17 protein-coding genes and 1 tRNA gene are annotated in these 17,500 nt (G+C 39.3%); 7 read left to right on the top strand and 11 right to left on the bottom strand.

Annotated features, from left to right (window positions below; translation table 11 throughout):
- Positions 1-105: 105 nt before the first annotated feature.
- Together tcmP and CH365_RS03770 are read left to right on the top strand one after the other, a co-directional pair.
- Positions 106-1,212, top strand: a complete 1,107-nt coding sequence (gene tcmP / locus CH365_RS03775; protein WP_100767270.1) for a three-Cys-motif partner protein TcmP — start codon at positions 106-108, stop codon at positions 1,210-1,212.
- A gap of 53 nt (positions 1,213-1,265) precedes the next feature.
- Positions 1,266-2,057, top strand: a complete 792-nt coding sequence (locus CH365_RS03770) for a DUF5131 family protein (protein ID WP_100767269.1) — start codon at positions 1,266-1,268, stop codon at positions 2,055-2,057.
- A gap of 42 nt (positions 2,058-2,099) precedes the next feature.
- On the opposite strand, the gene rsgA is transcribed toward CH365_RS03770, so the two are convergent.
- From rsgA to CH365_RS03750, 4 genes are all read right to left on the bottom strand, one after another.
- A complete protein-coding gene (gene rsgA / locus CH365_RS03765; protein ID WP_100767268.1) occupies positions 2,100-3,227 on the bottom strand; it encodes a ribosome small subunit-dependent GTPase A in 1,128 nt (375 codons plus the stop codon).
- 177 nt (positions 3,228-3,404) lie between these two features.
- Positions 3,405-4,928 carry an HDOD domain-containing protein gene (locus tag CH365_RS03760; RefSeq protein ID WP_100767267.1) on the bottom strand — a complete coding sequence of 508 codons (1,524 nt, stop codon included), beginning with the start codon at positions 4,926-4,928 and terminating at the stop codon, positions 3,405-3,407.
- An 85-nt stretch (positions 4,929-5,013) separates the two neighbouring features.
- Positions 5,014-5,829, bottom strand: coding sequence for an ABC transporter permease (locus tag CH365_RS03755; RefSeq protein WP_100767266.1), 816 nt, complete (start codon positions 5,827-5,829; stop codon positions 5,014-5,016).
- Complete coding sequence (locus CH365_RS03750; RefSeq protein WP_100767265.1) at positions 5,826-6,746, bottom strand: ABC transporter ATP-binding protein; 921 nt, start codon at positions 6,744-6,746, stop codon at positions 5,826-5,828. The genes CH365_RS03755 and CH365_RS03750 overlap by 4 nt, the downstream gene beginning before the upstream one ends.
- A 99-nt stretch (positions 6,747-6,845) precedes the next feature.
- On the opposite strand from CH365_RS03750, the gene sixA reads away from it, so the two are divergent.
- Entirely contained in the window at positions 6,846-7,328 is a 483-nt protein-coding gene (gene sixA, locus CH365_RS03745; protein WP_100767264.1) for a phosphohistidine phosphatase SixA, read from the top strand.
- Between the two features lie 76 nt (positions 7,329-7,404).
- Positions 7,405-7,476: transfer RNA gene (locus CH365_RS03740), tRNA-Pro, on the top strand.
- Positions 7,477-7,498: 22 nt separating this feature from the next.
- Here the strand turns inward: CH365_RS03740 and CH365_RS03735 are convergent.
- The gene (locus CH365_RS03735; protein ID WP_100767263.1) at positions 7,499-8,329 is read right to left on the bottom strand and encodes a penicillin-binding transpeptidase domain-containing protein; all 831 of its coding nucleotides are present in this window, start codon (positions 8,327-8,329) and stop codon (positions 7,499-7,501) included.
- A 34-nt stretch (positions 8,330-8,363) separates the two neighbouring features.
- Complete coding sequence (locus CH365_RS03730) at positions 8,364-8,621, bottom strand: LIMLP_16025 family protein (protein ID WP_100767262.1); 258 nt, start codon at positions 8,619-8,621, stop codon at positions 8,364-8,366.
- Positions 8,622-8,741: 120 nt separating this feature from the next.
- Here CH365_RS03730 and CH365_RS03725 point away from each other — a divergent pair, with 120 nt between their 5' ends.
- Entirely contained in the window at positions 8,742-9,782 is a 1,041-nt protein-coding gene (locus CH365_RS03725) for an SMP-30/gluconolactonase/LRE family protein (RefSeq protein ID WP_100767261.1), read from the top strand.
- 35 nt (positions 9,783-9,817) lie between these two features.
- Complete coding sequence (locus CH365_RS03720) at positions 9,818-10,315, top strand: acyl-CoA thioesterase (protein WP_100767260.1); 498 nt, start codon at positions 9,818-9,820, stop codon at positions 10,313-10,315.
- Here the strand turns inward: CH365_RS03720 and CH365_RS03715 are convergent, their stop codons facing one another.
- From CH365_RS03715 to CH365_RS03705, 3 genes are all read right to left on the bottom strand, one after another.
- On the bottom strand, positions 10,316-11,812 hold the full coding sequence (locus CH365_RS03715; protein ID WP_100767259.1) for a glycosyltransferase family 39 protein: 1,497 nt from the start codon (positions 11,810-11,812) through the stop codon (positions 10,316-10,318).
- 22 nt (positions 11,813-11,834) lie between these two features.
- Positions 11,835-12,170 carry an STAS domain-containing protein gene (locus tag CH365_RS03710; RefSeq protein ID WP_020769420.1) on the bottom strand — a complete coding sequence of 112 codons (336 nt, stop codon included), beginning with the start codon at positions 12,168-12,170 and terminating at the stop codon, positions 11,835-11,837.
- Positions 12,171-12,350: 180 nt separating this feature from the next.
- A complete protein-coding gene (locus tag CH365_RS03705) occupies positions 12,351-12,935 on the bottom strand; it encodes a tyrosine-type recombinase/integrase (RefSeq protein WP_100767258.1) in 585 nt (194 codons plus the stop codon).
- A 317-nt stretch (positions 12,936-13,252) separates the two neighbouring features.
- Between CH365_RS03705 and CH365_RS03690 the strand changes: the two genes are divergently transcribed.
- The gene (locus CH365_RS03690; protein ID WP_100767255.1) at positions 13,253-14,293 is read left to right on the top strand and encodes a CocE/NonD family hydrolase; all 1,041 of its coding nucleotides are present in this window, start codon (positions 13,253-13,255) and stop codon (positions 14,291-14,293) included.
- A gap of 2 nt (positions 14,294-14,295) precedes the next feature.
- Here CH365_RS03690 and CH365_RS03685 read toward each other — a convergent pair whose 3' ends face one another.
- Complete coding sequence (locus CH365_RS03685) at positions 14,296-16,683, bottom strand: ATP-binding protein (RefSeq protein WP_244282982.1); 2,388 nt, start codon at positions 16,681-16,683, stop codon at positions 14,296-14,298.
- 285 nt (positions 16,684-16,968) lie between these two features.
- Entirely contained in the window at positions 16,969-17,400 is a 432-nt protein-coding gene (locus CH365_RS03680; RefSeq protein WP_100767253.1) for an SET domain-containing protein, read from the bottom strand.
- Between the last annotated feature and the right edge of the window lie 100 nt (positions 17,401-17,500).

The raw sequence follows: 17,500 nt of genomic DNA, 5'->3' as shown, positions 1-17,500 counted from the left end.
GTATTTCTTTAAAGATTGACTAACGCAAAAAAGCATTAAGAAGTTTGATTATAATATCGACTATAAATGCAAGATGGCATTTTTCGAAGGACTCAAACAAAGCTAATGACAATAAAAGACTTGCACGAAGACGCTTTTGATGAAGCGACACTAGTAAAATTATCCTTATTTCAAAAATATTTAAAAGACTGGCTTCCTACCTTTATTATGCCAAAGCAAATAACTGAGATTAATATTTTTGATTCTTTTGCTGGTCCAGGTTACGATATTGCTAAAAAACCAGGAAGTCCAATGCTAATCTTGAAGACCATTAATGAATTCCTTCCTCATCTCAGAAAAAACCCTACAAAAATTAATATATATTTGAATGAGTATAATTTAGAAAAATTTGAAAAACTAGCAGAAAATGTAGGCATTTTTCTTAAAAAATATCCTGAATTAGAGAACTATATTAACGTCAACACAAGCAATTTAGATTTCGAAAAACATTTCTCCTCTATAGAAGTTATACTCAAAAAGAAAATTCCTAATTTGGTTTTCTTAGATCAAAACGGAGTTAAATGGGTAAGCGACAATAGATTTAAAGAATTAATATCGATAAAAATAACTGATTTTCTTTTTTTTGTTTCTTCTGGCCATATTGCGCGCTTTCACAAAGAACCTACCTTCTTAAAGCATTTAGGAATAAATGCAAATGATATTGAAAAAGCTCCGCATGAATTCATTCATAGAGTCATTTTAAATCATTACAAAAAGCTAATCCCAGACGGAAATGAAACCATACTTTTCCCTTTCTCTCTTAAAAAAGGATTGAATGTCCATGGTTTAATTTTTGGCGCTTCTAGTTTACGAGCTTGCGATAAATTTTTACATCGAGCTTGGAAAGAAAATCCAATCAATGGCGAGGCAAATTTTGATATCGATAAAGATATAGAAAAGCAAGAAGAGGAACTATTTCCTGAGCACAAGGCCAAATCCAAGAAAGAATTATTTCAAGAAAATGTGCGAAAAGAAATCATAAACAGAAACATAAAGAACAATTTGGAACTATATGAATTTACTTTGAAAGCTGGACATTTACCTGAGCATTCGAGGGAAGTATTAAAGAATTTGAAAGGAGAGGGAAAAATAAAATTTTCCGGAACAATAGCGGTCAGTTTTCAAGCGTGGCAAAAAGGAAAGATACGAAGCTGGGAAATTGTTTTATACTAGTAGAGTATTTGTCTATATCAACCGATATAATGATTATTAGGAAGAATTGATTTATGAGCAGTTACAGCAATATTGAATGGACCGATGCAACATGGAACCCTACAAGAGGTTGCACTAAAATCAGTGCAGGCTGTAAGAATTGCTATGCAGAGACATTCTCGGAAAGATTTAGGGGCGTCCCTGGACATCCTTTCGAGTTCGGTTTCGACCTTAAGCTGGTTCCAGAGAAACTGGAAGAACCATTAAAATGGCAAACACCTAAAAAAATTTTTGTAAACTCAATGAGTGATCTTTTTCATGAAGATATTCCTGATGAATATATATATAGAGTTTTTTCTGTAATGCGTTTAGCTGATTGGCACATATATCAAGTCTTAACCAAAAGGCCAGAAAGAATGAAAAGACTCTTCGATACTGTCTTAAAAGAATTTTCTGATTTTAAACATATATGGCTGGGAGTAAGTGTTGAAAATAGAAAGCATGGAATCCCTCGAATCTCTTTACTTCAAAATACGAACATTTCTACAAAATTCTTATCCATAGAACCTTTATTAGAAGACCTTGGATTTATTAATTTAAAAAAAATCGACTGGGTAATCGTTGGAGGAGAAAGCGGGCCAAGAAGCAGACCAATAGAAAAAGATTGGGTACTTTCTATCTACAAGCAATGTAAAAATAATAAAGTTCCATTCTTTTTTAAACAATGGGGAGGAGTAAGAAAACATCTAACAGGCCGTACTTTATTAGGAAAAACCTTTAGCGAATTCCCTACAATCAAGTTAAAAGAGGTGCCTATTCGTTCCATCATTTTAGATAGACGTAAATCTCTCCAGCAAACTGCTTAAGCATGGTTATATGAAAATATATAACCATGCTTAGAAAAATCTCTAACGATACCTTTCTCGATCTCGTTGTTGTTGCATTCTTTTTTGTTCTTTGTGGATAGATCTCCACTTCGCTTTTTGTTCCCTGAATTCAACCGAGTTAGGAGAACTCAAATTTGCAGTTCTTTCCAATTCTCTTTTGAGTTTCCTATAACTTGTCCATCTTTCGTCCGAAATTTTGCCCGACTCTATCGCGTCTTTTACTCCACAATCAGGCTCGCTTATATGCGAACAATCTTGGAATCTACAATTAGAAGCAGCTTCGAAAATTTCAGGAAAGGTTTCTTCCAATCCAGAACCATCGGACCAAAGTTGGATCTCCCTCATACCTGGAGTATCCAAGATCCAAGCACCGGAATCCAAACGAAACATCCATCGATTCGTAGTGGTATGTCTTCCTTTGGAATCCGATTCTCTGACTTCGTTTACGGATCTGATCCTTTCTCCGATCAATAAATTGAGAAGAGAAGACTTACCAACGCCGGAAGATCCTATAAAAGCGGATATAGATCCGTCTTTCCAAAACATTGCCAGTTCTTCCAAACCTTCTTGTTTATGATTGGAAACGGAAAATACTTCCACACCGGGACAAGATTTTCGAACTATATCGATCTTTTCTTGAAGTTCTTCTTGTCTATCTGAATACAAATCTTTCTTGGTAAGCACAACAACAGGTGTCGCCTTACTTTCCCAGATCTGGACTAAAGTTCTTTCTAATCTTCTTGGCTGAAAATCTCCATCTAAACCTTGTAATAGAAAAATCCGATCCATGTTCGCACAGATAGGGTCCGGTTTTAAAATTTCTCCCTTAACTTTTCGAACAAGTAGACTTCTTCTAGGAAGAACCTTGTGGATAAGATATTCTTCTCCGCTTAATTTTGTGACGAGGACCCAATCTCCTGCAACCGGTAGATCCAAACTAGAGTTTGCATTAAAACGAAGTGCCCCGGTTAAAATTCCAGTACCTTCTTCTTTTATACTTCCTAGTTCGAGTCGAAACTCTTGGCCTTGTTCTCCGATAATCCTTGCAGAGATCGGATCGGAAACACCGAGGTCCTCTGAAATTTTGATAAATTCTTTTTCTCTATCCGCATCCCATACGGATAAATTCAAAGATGGTTTTTGATCCATTTATTTTGCCCAAACCTATATACATAGGCAGTCAATCAGACTATTTCATGTAACTCCCCCGTGATACGAGGGGCCTTTGGGGAAAAGGTTGTAAACAATCAGGCAATCATATGCAAACTTAATATTAGACTTACGGGTGTAATAAGGGTTGTAAAGTTTTTTTTGAGATGAAAAGGATCAGGTCGAATATTTTTGGAAGGCTTTGTATTCTTCTATAACCTTCTTACCGAACTCCAACCATTCTTCGTCTTTTTTAAAACCGAAATGTTGTAGGACTTCCCAGTGAATTGCAGCAGGATCCGCTTTTCCATCCAGACATTCTATGATCCAATCGGATAAGTAGACAGCAAATACAACGTCCCTGGATTCCTTTTTGGCCATCAATGGTCTATGATGGTATTCCGCAGCGACCTTGATTGTATCAGAGAAATTCCATTTTTCACAGATCATACCTCCTAAAGAAGTATGAGTAATACCTAGTGCTGCTTCTTCGAGACCTAAGGTAGAAGGTAAAAGTTTTTTGCCGGAGATATCGGTTAACTTTTCGATCGTCTCCCCTTCTAAAGAAAGTAAAAGTACAAGCCCTATATTATGAAGAAGTGCCGCGCAAACCAGATTTGTCAGGAATGTTTTCTTCCACCCCATTCTTTCTCCTAATCTTCTGCAAATATAAGCGGAAAGACTGGACATCTCCCAGATATGTTCGAACTCTTTGTATCTTTCTTCCAGGATCTTTTTGGTTCCGAGGCTCAAAAGAATATTATTTAATTCTGATAGACCGATCAACTTGATCGCATCTTCTAATGTTTCCACCTTTCTTCCTTGAGCAAAGGAAGCAGAATTGGCGAGTTTCAGAATATTAGTAGATAAAGAAACGTCCCTTCCGACTTGTTCGGTGATCTGCTGGATGGAAGAATCAGGTTTATTGATCAGACTCATGATCTGATTTAAGTTTTCAGGGAATGTAGGAAGTTTATCTATCTCAGCGATAATTTCCACAGTACGTTGGTAGGAAACATTTCGATGTTTGTAATCCAAAGGAATTTTGATATAAGCCGAAGTGATCCCGCCTTCTGCCTTTAGCTTATAAGAATCAGCAGCTATCCCTTCGTTCTTTAACATCAGAAGGGACATTGCAAGTCCAAGACCTGCTCCTTCGGAGTCATCCGCGTGGTCTGCGAAAACCTCTCCCAAGTCGTTGTATTCCTTACTCTTACCGATTCTGTTCTCTACACGTTTTAATTCTTCCGGAATGATAGGAGCGTTATTCGAGACCCTCATCAAGAAGCTGGTTCGATTAAAAGCTAAAGTAATCAAACAATGAAATTTAACTTTTTCCAACAAGGCAGCATATCTTTCCTTGTCCTTGATCATTTCCTTTTTGAAATTCGCCATCCCTCGTACGTAATCGTCCGGATTGGAAATGTTCAGATTGTTTTCGGCGAAAAAGATACGTTTGGAATTTGCCTTAACGGCGTTCATCGCACTTTCTCTTAAGATAGAAAAAACGGATTCTTTGAGGGAGATCGCATCCAAGTAGACCAGGTACCTGTCCAAAAGAACGCTTATTAATTTATCCACACTTTTGTTCAAGGTGGTGAAACGGATATAGAGAGGATTTAGCTTTTCAATGCGTTCGTTTACGTTCCGAACGCTCAGATAGTATCCTTCCTTTTCGAAATGGTACCAATTTATATTCATTTTCGCTCGGCGGAAGGGCCTGCTATATCCTACTGCTGAGCAGGTTTTGTCAACCCTAGATTAAATTCCCCTAACCCCTGAAGGGCTAAATCTCTTTGTGCCGAGTGCTCCACCAAAGAGTGGATTTTAAAATGACGATCCATGCTCCTACTTGGACGAAAGAATAAGGTCCATAGAAATTTTTAGGATCTGCCTTTCCCAGAAAAAGTGCAAAAGAATGATAAAAAACCGTCCCGACCTGAGGCAGAACCCAGTAGATCGTTTTTAGAACGAATTTTTTGATATCACTCGCTTCCTCTGACATATCTATATTTTGGTTATACGCTACAAAATCCAGAATACAACTCAAAAGGATGAGACCAAGAGAACTCACAATTGCAAGGGACTGGTTCGAGAATAGAGTTACCAGGAGAACCAATAAAACAAAAAACGAATACACCAACATCATGGTTCCCTGATACCAAAGGAATTCCCAAGGAATTTCCAAAGAGAACCAAGAGCTGATCCCTAAGGCTAGAAGTACAAAAATTACTACACAGATTAGTAACGCGAGCCCCTTACTTCCTACGTAAGCAAACGGATCCACTGGACGACTCAACCATAAAGTATGGACCTGAGAATCCATGTCTTGGCGGAGAAGGTCCGAAGTTAAGATCACCAGAAAGACCAGACTCCAAAAAGAAGTCAGGATAAAATACATATAGGAGGAAACGCCGTGGCTGGTCTCACCTCCGACGGAAGTGGTACAGGTCCATTCTCCCAATAGAAAAAAGCCGAGCAGAGAAAAATAAAAGAAGATTGCCTTACGTCTTAGAACCTGAATGAACGTTAGCCGAAGCAGAGTTCCCATCTGGCGAAACGCGGAGGAGATAAAAAATTTGAAATCAGTCTGAGAGCTCAATTTGATCCTCCATTTTCACCAGGACCTTGGGTAAGTCTGAAGAATACATCTTCCAAAGATTCTGTCTTTCTTTCGTAGAGAAAAATTTCCGCACCCTTCTCCACTAAAATTGCAGGAAGTTTTTTCAGATCCACCTCGGACTTAGGACGTATTTCCCAGGTCTTTCCATCTATCTTATGTTCCAAAGAGATTTCTTCCAAATAAGATTCGGGCGCGGATTCCAAACGAATGCGGATCCTATCCTTACCTTGTTTTAATTCATCTAGTTTGCCCTGGGCCATTAGACTCCCTTTATGAAGGATCGCAATTTCAGTACAAATCTGTTCCACTTCCAATAAACGATGAGAGTTGATTAGAATTGTAACTCCTCTCTTCTTGTTCTCTTCTAAAATTAATTCTCTAAATTCTTTATAACCTGCAGGATCCAAACCTGTGCCTGGTTCATCTAAAAGTAAAAGTTCAGGCTCAGCACCGAGAGCATTTGCAAGCCCCAATCTTTGGAGCATACCTTTGGAGTAGGTGGAAATTTTACGATCCGCGGCGTCTGTTAGTCCCAACTTTTCTAGGAACTCATTACTTTTCTTTTTTGCAATGGAAGAAGGTACCAATGCTAGTTTAAAACTTGCTTCTAAAAATTCTCTCCCACTCAAATAAGTAGGGACCGCCATTCTTTCCGGAAGATAACCTATCTTAGTTCTAGCAAGCGGAGAAGGTTCCAAACCCAAAACTTTGCAGTAACCTTCGGTCTGTTTGGAGAAGCCGAGTAAAATACGAACCAAAGTAGTTTTACCGGCTCCGTTCTGTCCGAGTAGACCAAAAATCCCACCTTGCGGAATTTTTAGATCAATACCTTGTAATGCTTTTACTTTCGGATAAAATTTGCGTAGGTGCTCTATTTCAATTGCAAATTGAGGCATTCAAAAATCCTTAGACCAAGTGCCGGAGACGATAGTTCCATTGCTTCTCGAAGCAATCCTTTTTATTAGAACACGTACGCACAATTCTACATTTATTCTATGAAGATTATCATAGCCAGACATGGGGAAGCCGACCCCCATTCCGAAGACGGAAAAGATTCCTCCAGGGTGCTCACTCCTAAGGGAATCACAGATATCGAAAAGATGGCCCGGTTTTTTCAAACCGGATTTAAGATCAAAAAGATCTATCACAGTCCTTATGTTCGCACCAAAGCAAGTGCGGAAATTTATACCAAAATCCTAAAGCCTGAATTAGAAACTGAATCCGCTGAATATCTTCTTCCTGGCGAAGATTACTTTCGGATTTGTCCTCTTCTAAAAGATAATTCCAATTCGGATGCAATCTTATTGGTAGGTCACAGCCCTGATGTAAGTTCGTTTGCCGAAACTCTTTTGGGGATCTCTGGAGTCGGAAAATCTTTTCTATTTACTCCTGGTTCTGCACTTGCAGTCAATATTCCTAGAGAAAAATTCCAAGGAGGACAGATCATTTGGTTTGTATCTCCCGACTTTCTTTGCTGATTTAATCTCTCCAAACTTAGTTCTCAAAAACCTGTTTACATAGGAATCGATCTTAAAAAATTATACTACTGAGGACCGGGGTGTAGCGCAGTGGTAGCGCACTTCTCTGGGGGGGAAGGGGTCGCTGGTTCAAGTCCAGTCACTCCGAAAGTCCTCTTTCTGATATCTCTTCATTCCAAACTTGGAATCTTACATCCCGTTAATTCATAAAATCTAATGATCGTTCCTGATCTGGATCCTGATTTACTTCTATTCAAGATGGTATATATGACATAATCGCTCTGAGATCTTACCAAAGCACCTTGGAACCAAAAACTTCCTTCCCAAGAACCGGTTTTACCATACACGTTAGCCTCTCTTTCGGGACATTCGGACCAAAAAAGAGTCTTTTTCCATTCTTCCGTAATTCCTTTAGAAAGCCCATAACCGTTTCCAAAAATTTTTGCCCAAGAAGAATGTATTTTCTTAGGAGTTAATCTGATCCTGCCTCCGTGCTTCAAACCTGCAAGATCGATCCACCAATCTTCAATTTTTGTATTCGCTTTAGAATTTTCTAAATAACCGATTTTGCGTAGTGTAAGATCCAGTTTGTCTTTTCCCAATTTGGGAAAAATTTTTTCGAAATACTCATTAGAAGAATAAAATAATGCATCTCTTAAATTTAAAAGCCTGGGAGAATTCGGAATATGTTTATCCACACATTCAATCTTTTCTTCCGGATCAATGCTATAATTCTCGAGCAAAGATAAAACTAGATAAGTTTTAAAGGTAGAAGCGGGGGAATATTCCCTTTTCAAAAATTCGGAGGCTCCGTAGACCTTCTCGGATTTGGGCTTACCGGAACTTACCTCAGTCACAAGAATCAACTCTTCCGAGTTAGGTGTTATGGTTTTTGGAGAAAAATTTTGAGAATATAGCGGACTAAAAAAGAAGTGAGAAGATAGTTGAAAGAGTAAAAAGCAGCTTAGAGCAGAATTTTTTCCCTCTGAAAATCGAAACATGATCGTTTCCTAGTCCAGGGGAAAAATCCGCCCATCATTTCTTTAAAAATTGTTTTAAGATATTCTCACGAATCTCTTCTATTTTAACGATTCCCCAAGCCAGAGGAACTTTGAATTTCAACGCATTGTCGCTCAGGTCTTTTTCTCCCTGGGCTTTGAGTTCGTCGAATCTCTGCTCCACCTTCTCCTTTCCATCGTTTAGATCCTGGAGAAGTTTATCGAAAATCTCTTTCGAAGTCTGGACGGCCCCAATCCCGGCATTGATTAAATCGTTTAGTTTTTGGTTGTCCATGCCTTGCTATTCCTTTTTAACCCCATTTTTATGCACTGCACAAAAATTGCAAGAATAAATTCAGTCTCAAACTTTGAATCTGGTTGCCAATGCCGGTTTTAAGGCAGATCTTTGAACCCCATGCGAGTTTCCATTCTACCCATAGTATTCGCCGTTTTAGGCCTAGTTTTTAGTAATTGTTCGGGAGATATCAAAGATATCCCCTTAAAAGGCTGCTCCAAAATTTCCGGAATGCCAGGCCCGGAAGATTTGGCCATTGATAGAGAAGCCGGACTTCTTTATGTATCTTCTCATGAGAGAAGGATCAAAGACCAAGAAGGAAAGATTTTCTTTTTGGATCTAAATTCTTCCAAGCTAGAACCAAAACTACTGGAAACAGAATATCCTAAAAATTTCAGACCTCATGGGATGAGTCTTTTAAACCAAAACGGAAAATACAGATTGTATGTGATCTCACATATCACTTTGTACAAAGAACATTCTATCGAAGTTTTTGAAAGAACTGAAAAACCTTCCGCGAATTCTAAGGCGGGAAAATGGAAACATGTCCAAACTCTACAAGATCCTTTGGTCACGAGTCCTAACGATCTTTCAGTCGCTTCCGAAAACGAAATTTTTGTTTCTAACGATCATGGTGAAGGAGGATTTATGCTCTATTTATTCCATGATCTTTTTAGAATGAAACGTTCCGAGATCGCTTACTACGATGGAAAATCCTGGGCTTCTTTAGGAAATCCTGTCTCCCTAGGAAACGGAATTCTTTATGTAAAAAGACCGGATGGAAAAGAAATATTATACAGATCTTCCTTTAATGAAGGCACTGTTTTAAAATTCGATATCAAGAGAGAAAACGGAAAAATTGTATTGGGGGAACCTAAATCGATCCTACTCGGAAGCGGCCCGGACAATCTAGAGATAGACGAAAAAGGGAATATTTTTACAGTAACTCATCCTTCCGTGATGAAATTCCTGAGACATGCAAGCAACGCAGAATCTCATTCTCCTACCAAAATATTTTCCATTTCTCCGGATGATTCTATCAAAGAAATTTTTTCCAACTCAGGTGAATTGATTTCCGCAGGAAGTACGGCACTTACATATAAGGAAAGAGTTTATATCGCTCAGGTATTCAACGATTTTATCCTACAATGCCAATTATAAGAACGTAATGTTCGGATTATTCGTCTAAGTCATAGATGTCGGAAGAAATTACCAAATCACCGAAACAATCCGCTGCAGAAACCAGGCATATAGTTATGCCCGACCATACCAACCATTATGGTACCCTCTTCGGAGGGACCTTAATGTCTTGGATCGACTTGATCGCTGTGATGGTTGCTCAAAGGCATTGTGGAAGAGAAGCTGTTACTGCAAGCGTGGACAAACTGAATTTTCTGGAACCTATCTCTCTGGGGGATCATGTGATCTTAAAGGCTTCCGCCAATTATGCGGGAAGAAGTTCTCTGGAAATAGGCGTCCAGGTTTCCAAAGAAAATCCGTATACTGGGGTTGTGACCCGTGCTACGACTGCTTACCTCACATTCGTTGCCTTAGATGAAAATAAGAGGCCCTGCCCTATTCCCAAAATCAAACCTGAGTCGGATGTAGAGATTAGAAGATACGAAAATGCAATCCTAAGACAGGAAGCGAATCGGAATCTTATTAAAAAGATCAAGGACAACGGAAAAGTTTAATTATCTTCTGCGGTATACTTCCGCTTCTACATTTGCTACTTTTCTGAGTGTAGAAGGTTCTGCAGTAATTTTGAATTTTCTGAACTTAGAAGAATTCTCCTCTAAGTATGCCTGCACGAATTCATTCCTTTTTTGACGATCCGAGAATACAAATGTATCTATAGAATCCAAAGTTTGGATAAAATCCTCTTTCGGAATAGGAAGTTCTCCTGGGATAAACTCCAATATTTTCAAATTCGGATATTCTTTTCGGATATGGAAATAAGGATCCGGGATTGTTTGTAGATACATCTTTTTAGAACCTCTTAGTTCAGGTCCCAAAACCTCATAAAATTTATCTTTCAGGTCGAATTCTGGATTTCCGAATCCTATTCTTTTATAAGCATTCACTAGAATAGCTATATTGGAAAATACTAATATAGCAGCGATAAACTGTACCCTTCTACTTCTGATCCTTTCGAAAAAGAATCCCCCCAAAGCCGACAAAGGAATACATAAATACATTACGTAATAGTATTCAGTGGATAAGATCAAAAAGAATAGAATCGAAACTGTCCATGCAGAGAAGAAAAATGCAGATTTCGGTTTGTCCTTAATTTCTCCTCGTACCACCCATAACCCGTAAGCTAAGGCCAGATAAAAGAATAATCTTAAGCCGGGAGATTCATATCCGCCTAGTAATACTTTGATCTTTGTGATCGGAGAGAAGGATTGGAATAGATCTTTTTTACGTCCGAACTGAGCTCCGAATTGGTAGAAAAAAATTCCCCAGTCAGGATGGATCCATATTCCCCAAACGAGTATTGGTAATACTCCGCCCAGCCAAAACATCCAAACCTTCCAAGCTTTTGCCTGGTGGATTAAAAGTAATGCGGGCACTCCGAAGATTGCCCCAAATGGATGTGATAAAAATGAGATCCCCAAAAAGAATCCGGACAAGAAGGCTTCGTATTGTCGGAGAGGAATATCTCCCTTCCATCTGGCTTTTCTTGCAAGCACTAGCAAGGATAGAAGTGCCCAAAACAAACAAAGAGCTTCCATTCTCGCGGTCCAACCTACTCTTAAGAATAATAGATCAGTGAATAAAAGTAAGGAAGCTCCAAGCCTTGCAATTGGAGAGTAATCGAATGTTTTTAGTATGAACCAAAATACCCAGACGCTCGCAACAGACAAGATCGCGGCGAATAATCTTAAGACTTCGAGACCTTCTCCCCAGAATTTCAGAACCCAACCATTTAACAAAAAGAAGACTGGAGGCATCCAAAGAGTTTTGGTCTCCATTCCCTTTACTAAACCTTCTAACACTTCTGTTCGGAAAAGCCCATTCTTCGCAAAATCTAAGGAAGGAGAATAGAATAAAACTTCGTCAGGCCATACGGGTGGGAACTCCAACCCGGAGATCCTAAAAATTAAAAGGGAAAGTACTGATAAAAAGAAAAGACCGATAAGTCCGTAAATTTCGGAAGATCGGTCCTCTGCGCTAGTGGGGGAACCCATTATAAAAAGTGCCCCCGGCTTATTATTTTAATGTAGCTAATGCTTCTTGTTCGGTTTCGTAGACTTCGAAAAGATCCAACAATTCCACAACGTCAAAAACTTTTTTCACGTTAGGAGTGATATTGCAAAGTTTGAGTTTTCGATTCTGCTTTTCTAGTTCCCGGACCATTCCGACAAAGATCCTGATCCCGGAAGAAGATATATAAGAAATATTTTGCAAGTTAATGACTATATCACCAGTTCCGGCTTGGACATCGTCTAGAAGTTTTGCCTCTACCTCGTCCGAATGTGTGATATCCAGCCTGCCGTCCAATTGAACTAGGGTATGTTTCCCTACTTTTTTCGTTTTAATTTCCAAGCTAGGCTCCGAGCGACGATCCATAAGATCAAATTCCGACAAAGAAAATTTCCTTTTTTAGATACAAAAGGGGAACGGAAAGTTCGCCGTAGACTAAATTAGTGAGGAAATGGGGTTTTACAAGAATTTTTTCCCATCTCCTCTATTCTCCTATAGTTGGAAAATCCTAAATTTGGAATATTATGCCGCCGACCCGTTAATTTCCTCCAATGGAAATATCTTGCGCGGAGCATTTTTCGGTTTCTGCCCGAGCAATTCTTTTAGGGATTTTTGGGAAGAAAGCCCCAATTGTTCCTGAATACTTTCCAGATCCCAGCCTGCCTCGATCAGGTGAGAAGCCAAACTTCTCCTGAGCCTAAAAACTGAAATAGGGAACCCAGTCATTTCCTCTAGCTTGGAAAACATTTTTTGAACAGTCCTGGGACTTAGTTTGCCTGTTCTACCCGAAAACAAAAAATCCTGATCCTGCTTTCCTTGCGAAATAAACCAAAGATCCCTTCTTAGAGAAAGGGGAATAGAAGGATTTCTGGGGTTTAAGGTTTGGGAATGATGAATCAATATTTTATGGTGGGACCAATCCAAATCCTCTACTCTTAAGGAGACTAATTCGGAAAGTTGAAGCCCGAAAGAATATAACATTCGAAACCATAGATAATGATTTTCGTGAGTTCTGGATGCGTTCAGAAGAAGTCGAATCTGTTCCTTACTTAAGACTGGATCGTCCTCAGGTAAAATTTTGGTTCTGTTTCTTTTCTCTTTTTTCATTCGGATACCCTAATGTGATTTTTTTCTCGGAGAATAGGATTTTGGAAATGGTCTGCAAAGTAGAATTTGCCCATTCGATATCTTGGCTCGCGGAATAGTGGTTACCGTGCGGTTGGTAGAAGGATACGTCAGAATGTGGATTCTTTGTTCCGTGTGGAAAATTTTGATTTACCAAGCGACAGCGATCGCAGCGGAAATCCCGCGTAGCGGATTGGAGCGTAGAGCGCGATCACGAGCAAAGCGAGTGAGTCGCCCGACTTTTCAAATCGTCATTAAATTGTTATCGGATCTTAACGAGTTCGGGTTTGGATACAAATATGAAATATTTCTGGAAGGCGGCTAAATTCGCTCTTCATTGCCAATTACCTACTCCGCCAAAAGTCTCCGAACAAGAGATCTTAGTTAGAACGGATAATTTTGAAATTCCTGCGATTCTTTATACTCCAAAAGGAAAATCCTGCGGAACCATTTTAGCGGTGAACGGGTTGGCTTATTTAGGAAATAAGGACCCAAGATTCGCTGCAGTTTGTAAATCCGCCGCAGCAATCGGTTATACAGTCATTTCTCCTTTATTAGTAGAAGTGACACAATTCCGTATCAGAAAAGAGACCGTTGAAAAAATAAAGGATCTAATACTTCATATCTCTTCCAATAAAGAATATTGCCCGGATCAAAAACTTTCTTATATCGCTCCTTCTTTTTCCGGAAGTATGGGACTGATCGCAGCGTCCGATCCTGAAGTAGGAAGAAAGATCTCCTCCATTCTTACAATTGGCGCCTACTGCGATGTTCAATCAACTTTGGATTATGTAATGACTTCCGATGAGGGAGATGAATATGGAAGAATGATTCTTCTTTATAATTTCGTAAAGTATGCTCTCAAATCCGATAATCAAGAATTGGAATTTGCATTGAAAGCCTGCGTTTTGGACGGAAGTTTTTCCAGAGAAACCTTGGAACTCCCTACCGTTTTAGAAAATATAAGCGCTGAAAGTAAAGAAGTATTCACTAAACTCAGAGAAGATAAAAGTTTTAGAGAAAAGATCTGGAAAGATATCGTAGCCAACGCAGGTTCTCAAAGTTCCTTTTTACAAGAATTACAGGTTAAAGATAAATTACATAGATTGGATTGCCATGTTTCTATTGTTCATGGATTAGGAGATAATGTAGTTCCTGCAAATGAAGCAGTGATTTTAAAAGAACATCTTCCTCGTAAAAAATCCAAATTAGTACTAACACCTTTAATCTCTCATGGGGATGTAGGTATCTCTTTGGCTCAAATTCCTGCGATCTATGATTTAATACAAGGTTTCGCATTCTTTTTTAAGAATGCTAGAGTAAAAGAGAAGGTAGCGTAGTTCTAAAAACTTTTCGTATAAAAGAATTCGATCAGGTCCCTGATCTTATAGGGCTTTTCCAGAAGATCGTTAATTCCGAGTGCGGAAAGTTTTTCCTTGGTTTCATTTCCGAAATCCGTTCCAGAAACAAAAATTTTCAACTCAGGACATTCTTTCTTAATGGTTTCCAAAAATTCCAGAGAGGAAAGATTTTCAAAATCCAAATCGATCACAGTCAAAACCGTGGAAGATTTGAATTTGTTCAATATTTCACGAGCCTTTTTGATACTATCTGCACTGATCAATCGAAACCCTAAAGCTAACATTTGGTCTTGCAGAATTTCTGACAAATAAGGTGATTCTTCTACCACCAGAATTATGCCGGTAGAAGTTTGAGGCTCTTTCCCTGGACTTTCTACAAATCGAGAAGTTCTAGTTTTTGCCGCAGGAAAGAATAATCGAATACTTGTGCCCATTCCTAATTGGGAACTGACCTGTACCATTCCCTCATGGTTTTGCATGATCCCATAGACCATGGACATTCCAAGCCCGCTTCCTTGGGTCTTAGTCTTTGTAGTGAAGAACGGCTCGAAGATCCTTTTTCTGGTTTCTTCGCTCATCCCTTCTCCGTTATCCGAAATTTCTATACAAAGATATTCGGCAGGTTCTGATAGTGGAAAAGATTCCCTGATATTTGCGCCTTGCACTCCAAAGGCACGGATTGAGATCTCTCCTCCTTCGGGAAGTGCGTCTCTTGCATTCAAACAAAGATTGATTAGTATCTGCTCCAATTGTGAATAGTCACCTAAGATTGTCGGGAGTCCTTCTTTGCATTCTTTTTTGAATTTTATTTTTTCTGAGAATGTGGGGACCAAAAGATCTACCGTTTCGTTTACTAGTTGGTCCACAAAGATCGTTCTAAATCCGCCTCCTCCTTTTCTAGCTAAGGAAAGAAGTCTACGAACTATAATAGCTCCTCTTGCAGCCGCGGCATTGATAGAACGGGACATGTCCAAAAGAGAAGCGAATTTGGAGGATTCCAATTGCATTCGAGTCGCATATCCTGAAATGATCTGCAGAATATTATTAAAATCGTGCGCGATCCCCCCGGCCAAAGTTCCAATCGTTTCTAATTTTTTGGATTCTATAAGTTGATCTTCCAACTTGCGTCGAAGAGTATCATCCATTAGATATCCTCGGATAGAATCTATACTTCCTGACTTATTGAATGTGGCGAAATAATTTCCGGTAGTATGGATGGGCAACCCGTTCTTTTCCTGAAAAAATTCTTCGTGGGTTTCTAATCTGGAACTGATCTGTATTTTTTGTAAGAAGAAGGAATAATCATCATAAGAAGGGAAAAGGTCCGCGAAATTTTTTAGAGAAGACTCTGCTTGGGTTTCAAAACCGAACATCTTCAAAAACGAAGAATTGGCAGCCAAAATATTTCCGGAAGAATCTGTGATAAAATTTGCGGAAAGATTTTCTTCGAAAAATTTTCGGTATTGTTCTCGGCTCTGGATTAGTTTACCTTCTATTCTTCTTCTTTTTTGCAGCTCCTTTCTGGAATCGCTTGTCGCTCTTCCTGTGATCAAAGCGACTACGCATAAAACACCCAAGTTCAGTAAAAAGATGAGCTCCTTATCATCCTTAAACCATTGGTAATGTTCCGAACGTCCGAATAGAACTGGAAATACTAAGGTGACCATCTGCACCCAGATATTTGCGATCAGCGCCATAGTGATCCCGTATCTCAAAGAAGCCCAAAGAACGAATAACGCAAATACGAACCAATATTCTAAGGAGGGAATGATCGCACCGAAAATCCCACAAAGCAAAAATACGAATATGATCTCCGCAATCTTTCTGGGTTTTAAACTTCTGAGTCTCGCTCTATCCCAACTAGTTTCTCTTGTTTCCCAGGCACCTTCTGTTCTCGCCCAACCTTGCAACTCCATCCAAGGAGTTGCCCATAATAAAATAGGTACAGAAACACTCAAGGTATCGAATAACGTAGCACCTATTCCCTGAAAAGAGGATACAAGCAATTTGTCTCTAGAAAGATCTCCGAATAGAACAAGCCCTTCTGCCACCAGAAACCCGTTACATATCGCCGCCGGAAAAGCTACCCAAAGTAAAAATCGTACAGTCTCCCTTAGATCAGGTAACCAGGCTTTTCCTTTTCTCCATTTGATAAAAAAGAACCAGGAAACTCCAACTGCCAGAACTTCCCAAAGACAATAAATAGGATATTTATCCACATCATGGAGTCCCCAGAGGTTAGCGCTGAACAATGCGTTTGCATACATCGCGGGTAACGTGCGCGCGGGTCCCCACCAAAAACATAATATGATACCAACAGGAATAGGAAGATAGGATATGGAGACTCCGGTATCCACTTGGAAAGCCAAGGACGCCTTAGAAGCGAAATGAAATAGAATTAACGGAAGGATCCAAGTCCAATAAGGAAGTGCCTTATTCTCTATATAGGGAGTTCTTCCGCTGTTTTTTATGTCAGATAAAAAATTCAGAACCGCGCCCCAGGTTCCAATATTCCTTATCGTTTAAAGGGAATCCACTCTTTGCGGGAAATAGGGTCAAAATTAATGATTGGACCCATGAAACTTTTTGTTTCCTGTAAGAAAAAAATCGGGTTATTCGTTGTTAAACGGAAATTGATGGCGTCAAAGCGGAACTTAATTCTGTTCCACCGGTGAGACATCTAGATGGATCCAGTATTCGTCTCCATAGTCGAAGAATAACTCTTCTCCAGCTCTGATCTTACGCATTGCTTCGAATCTTGCAGTCTTCCAACGAGTAGACACTACTAATCTTACATTCGGTTTAGTACTATGATTGATATAGCGTGTATAGTTAGATTCTTTACCTTCTCCGTAGATCCAATGATCTTTACAGATCCAAAGTAAATATTTGGACTCACAGTATCTTGCAGAGTTTGCAGACTTATCGTCAAGAACCCTACCGGTATAAAATCCGATAGTATCACCTTTGACTAAGTCTTGTTTGGAGAATAGTCCCATTCCGATTCCGGGTATCTCGGATTCCCTAATTTCGAAATCCTTCTCTGAGAATACTCGAGGTCTGCGAATTTTATATCTGACCGACATCGTAAGAAACATCTCCTCCTATTAGATCGGAATATTAATCCAAAGAATCTTATGGCCTCTCTTTGTCCATCCGCAATTGATTTATCATATTTTTCTACTA

The sequence above is a fragment of the Leptospira neocaledonica genome (assembly GCF_002812205.1).
GTDB classification, from domain to species: domain Bacteria; phylum Spirochaetota; class Leptospiria; order Leptospirales; family Leptospiraceae; genus Leptospira_B; species Leptospira_B neocaledonica.
This window is presented reverse-complemented; position numbering and strand designations above follow the sequence as displayed.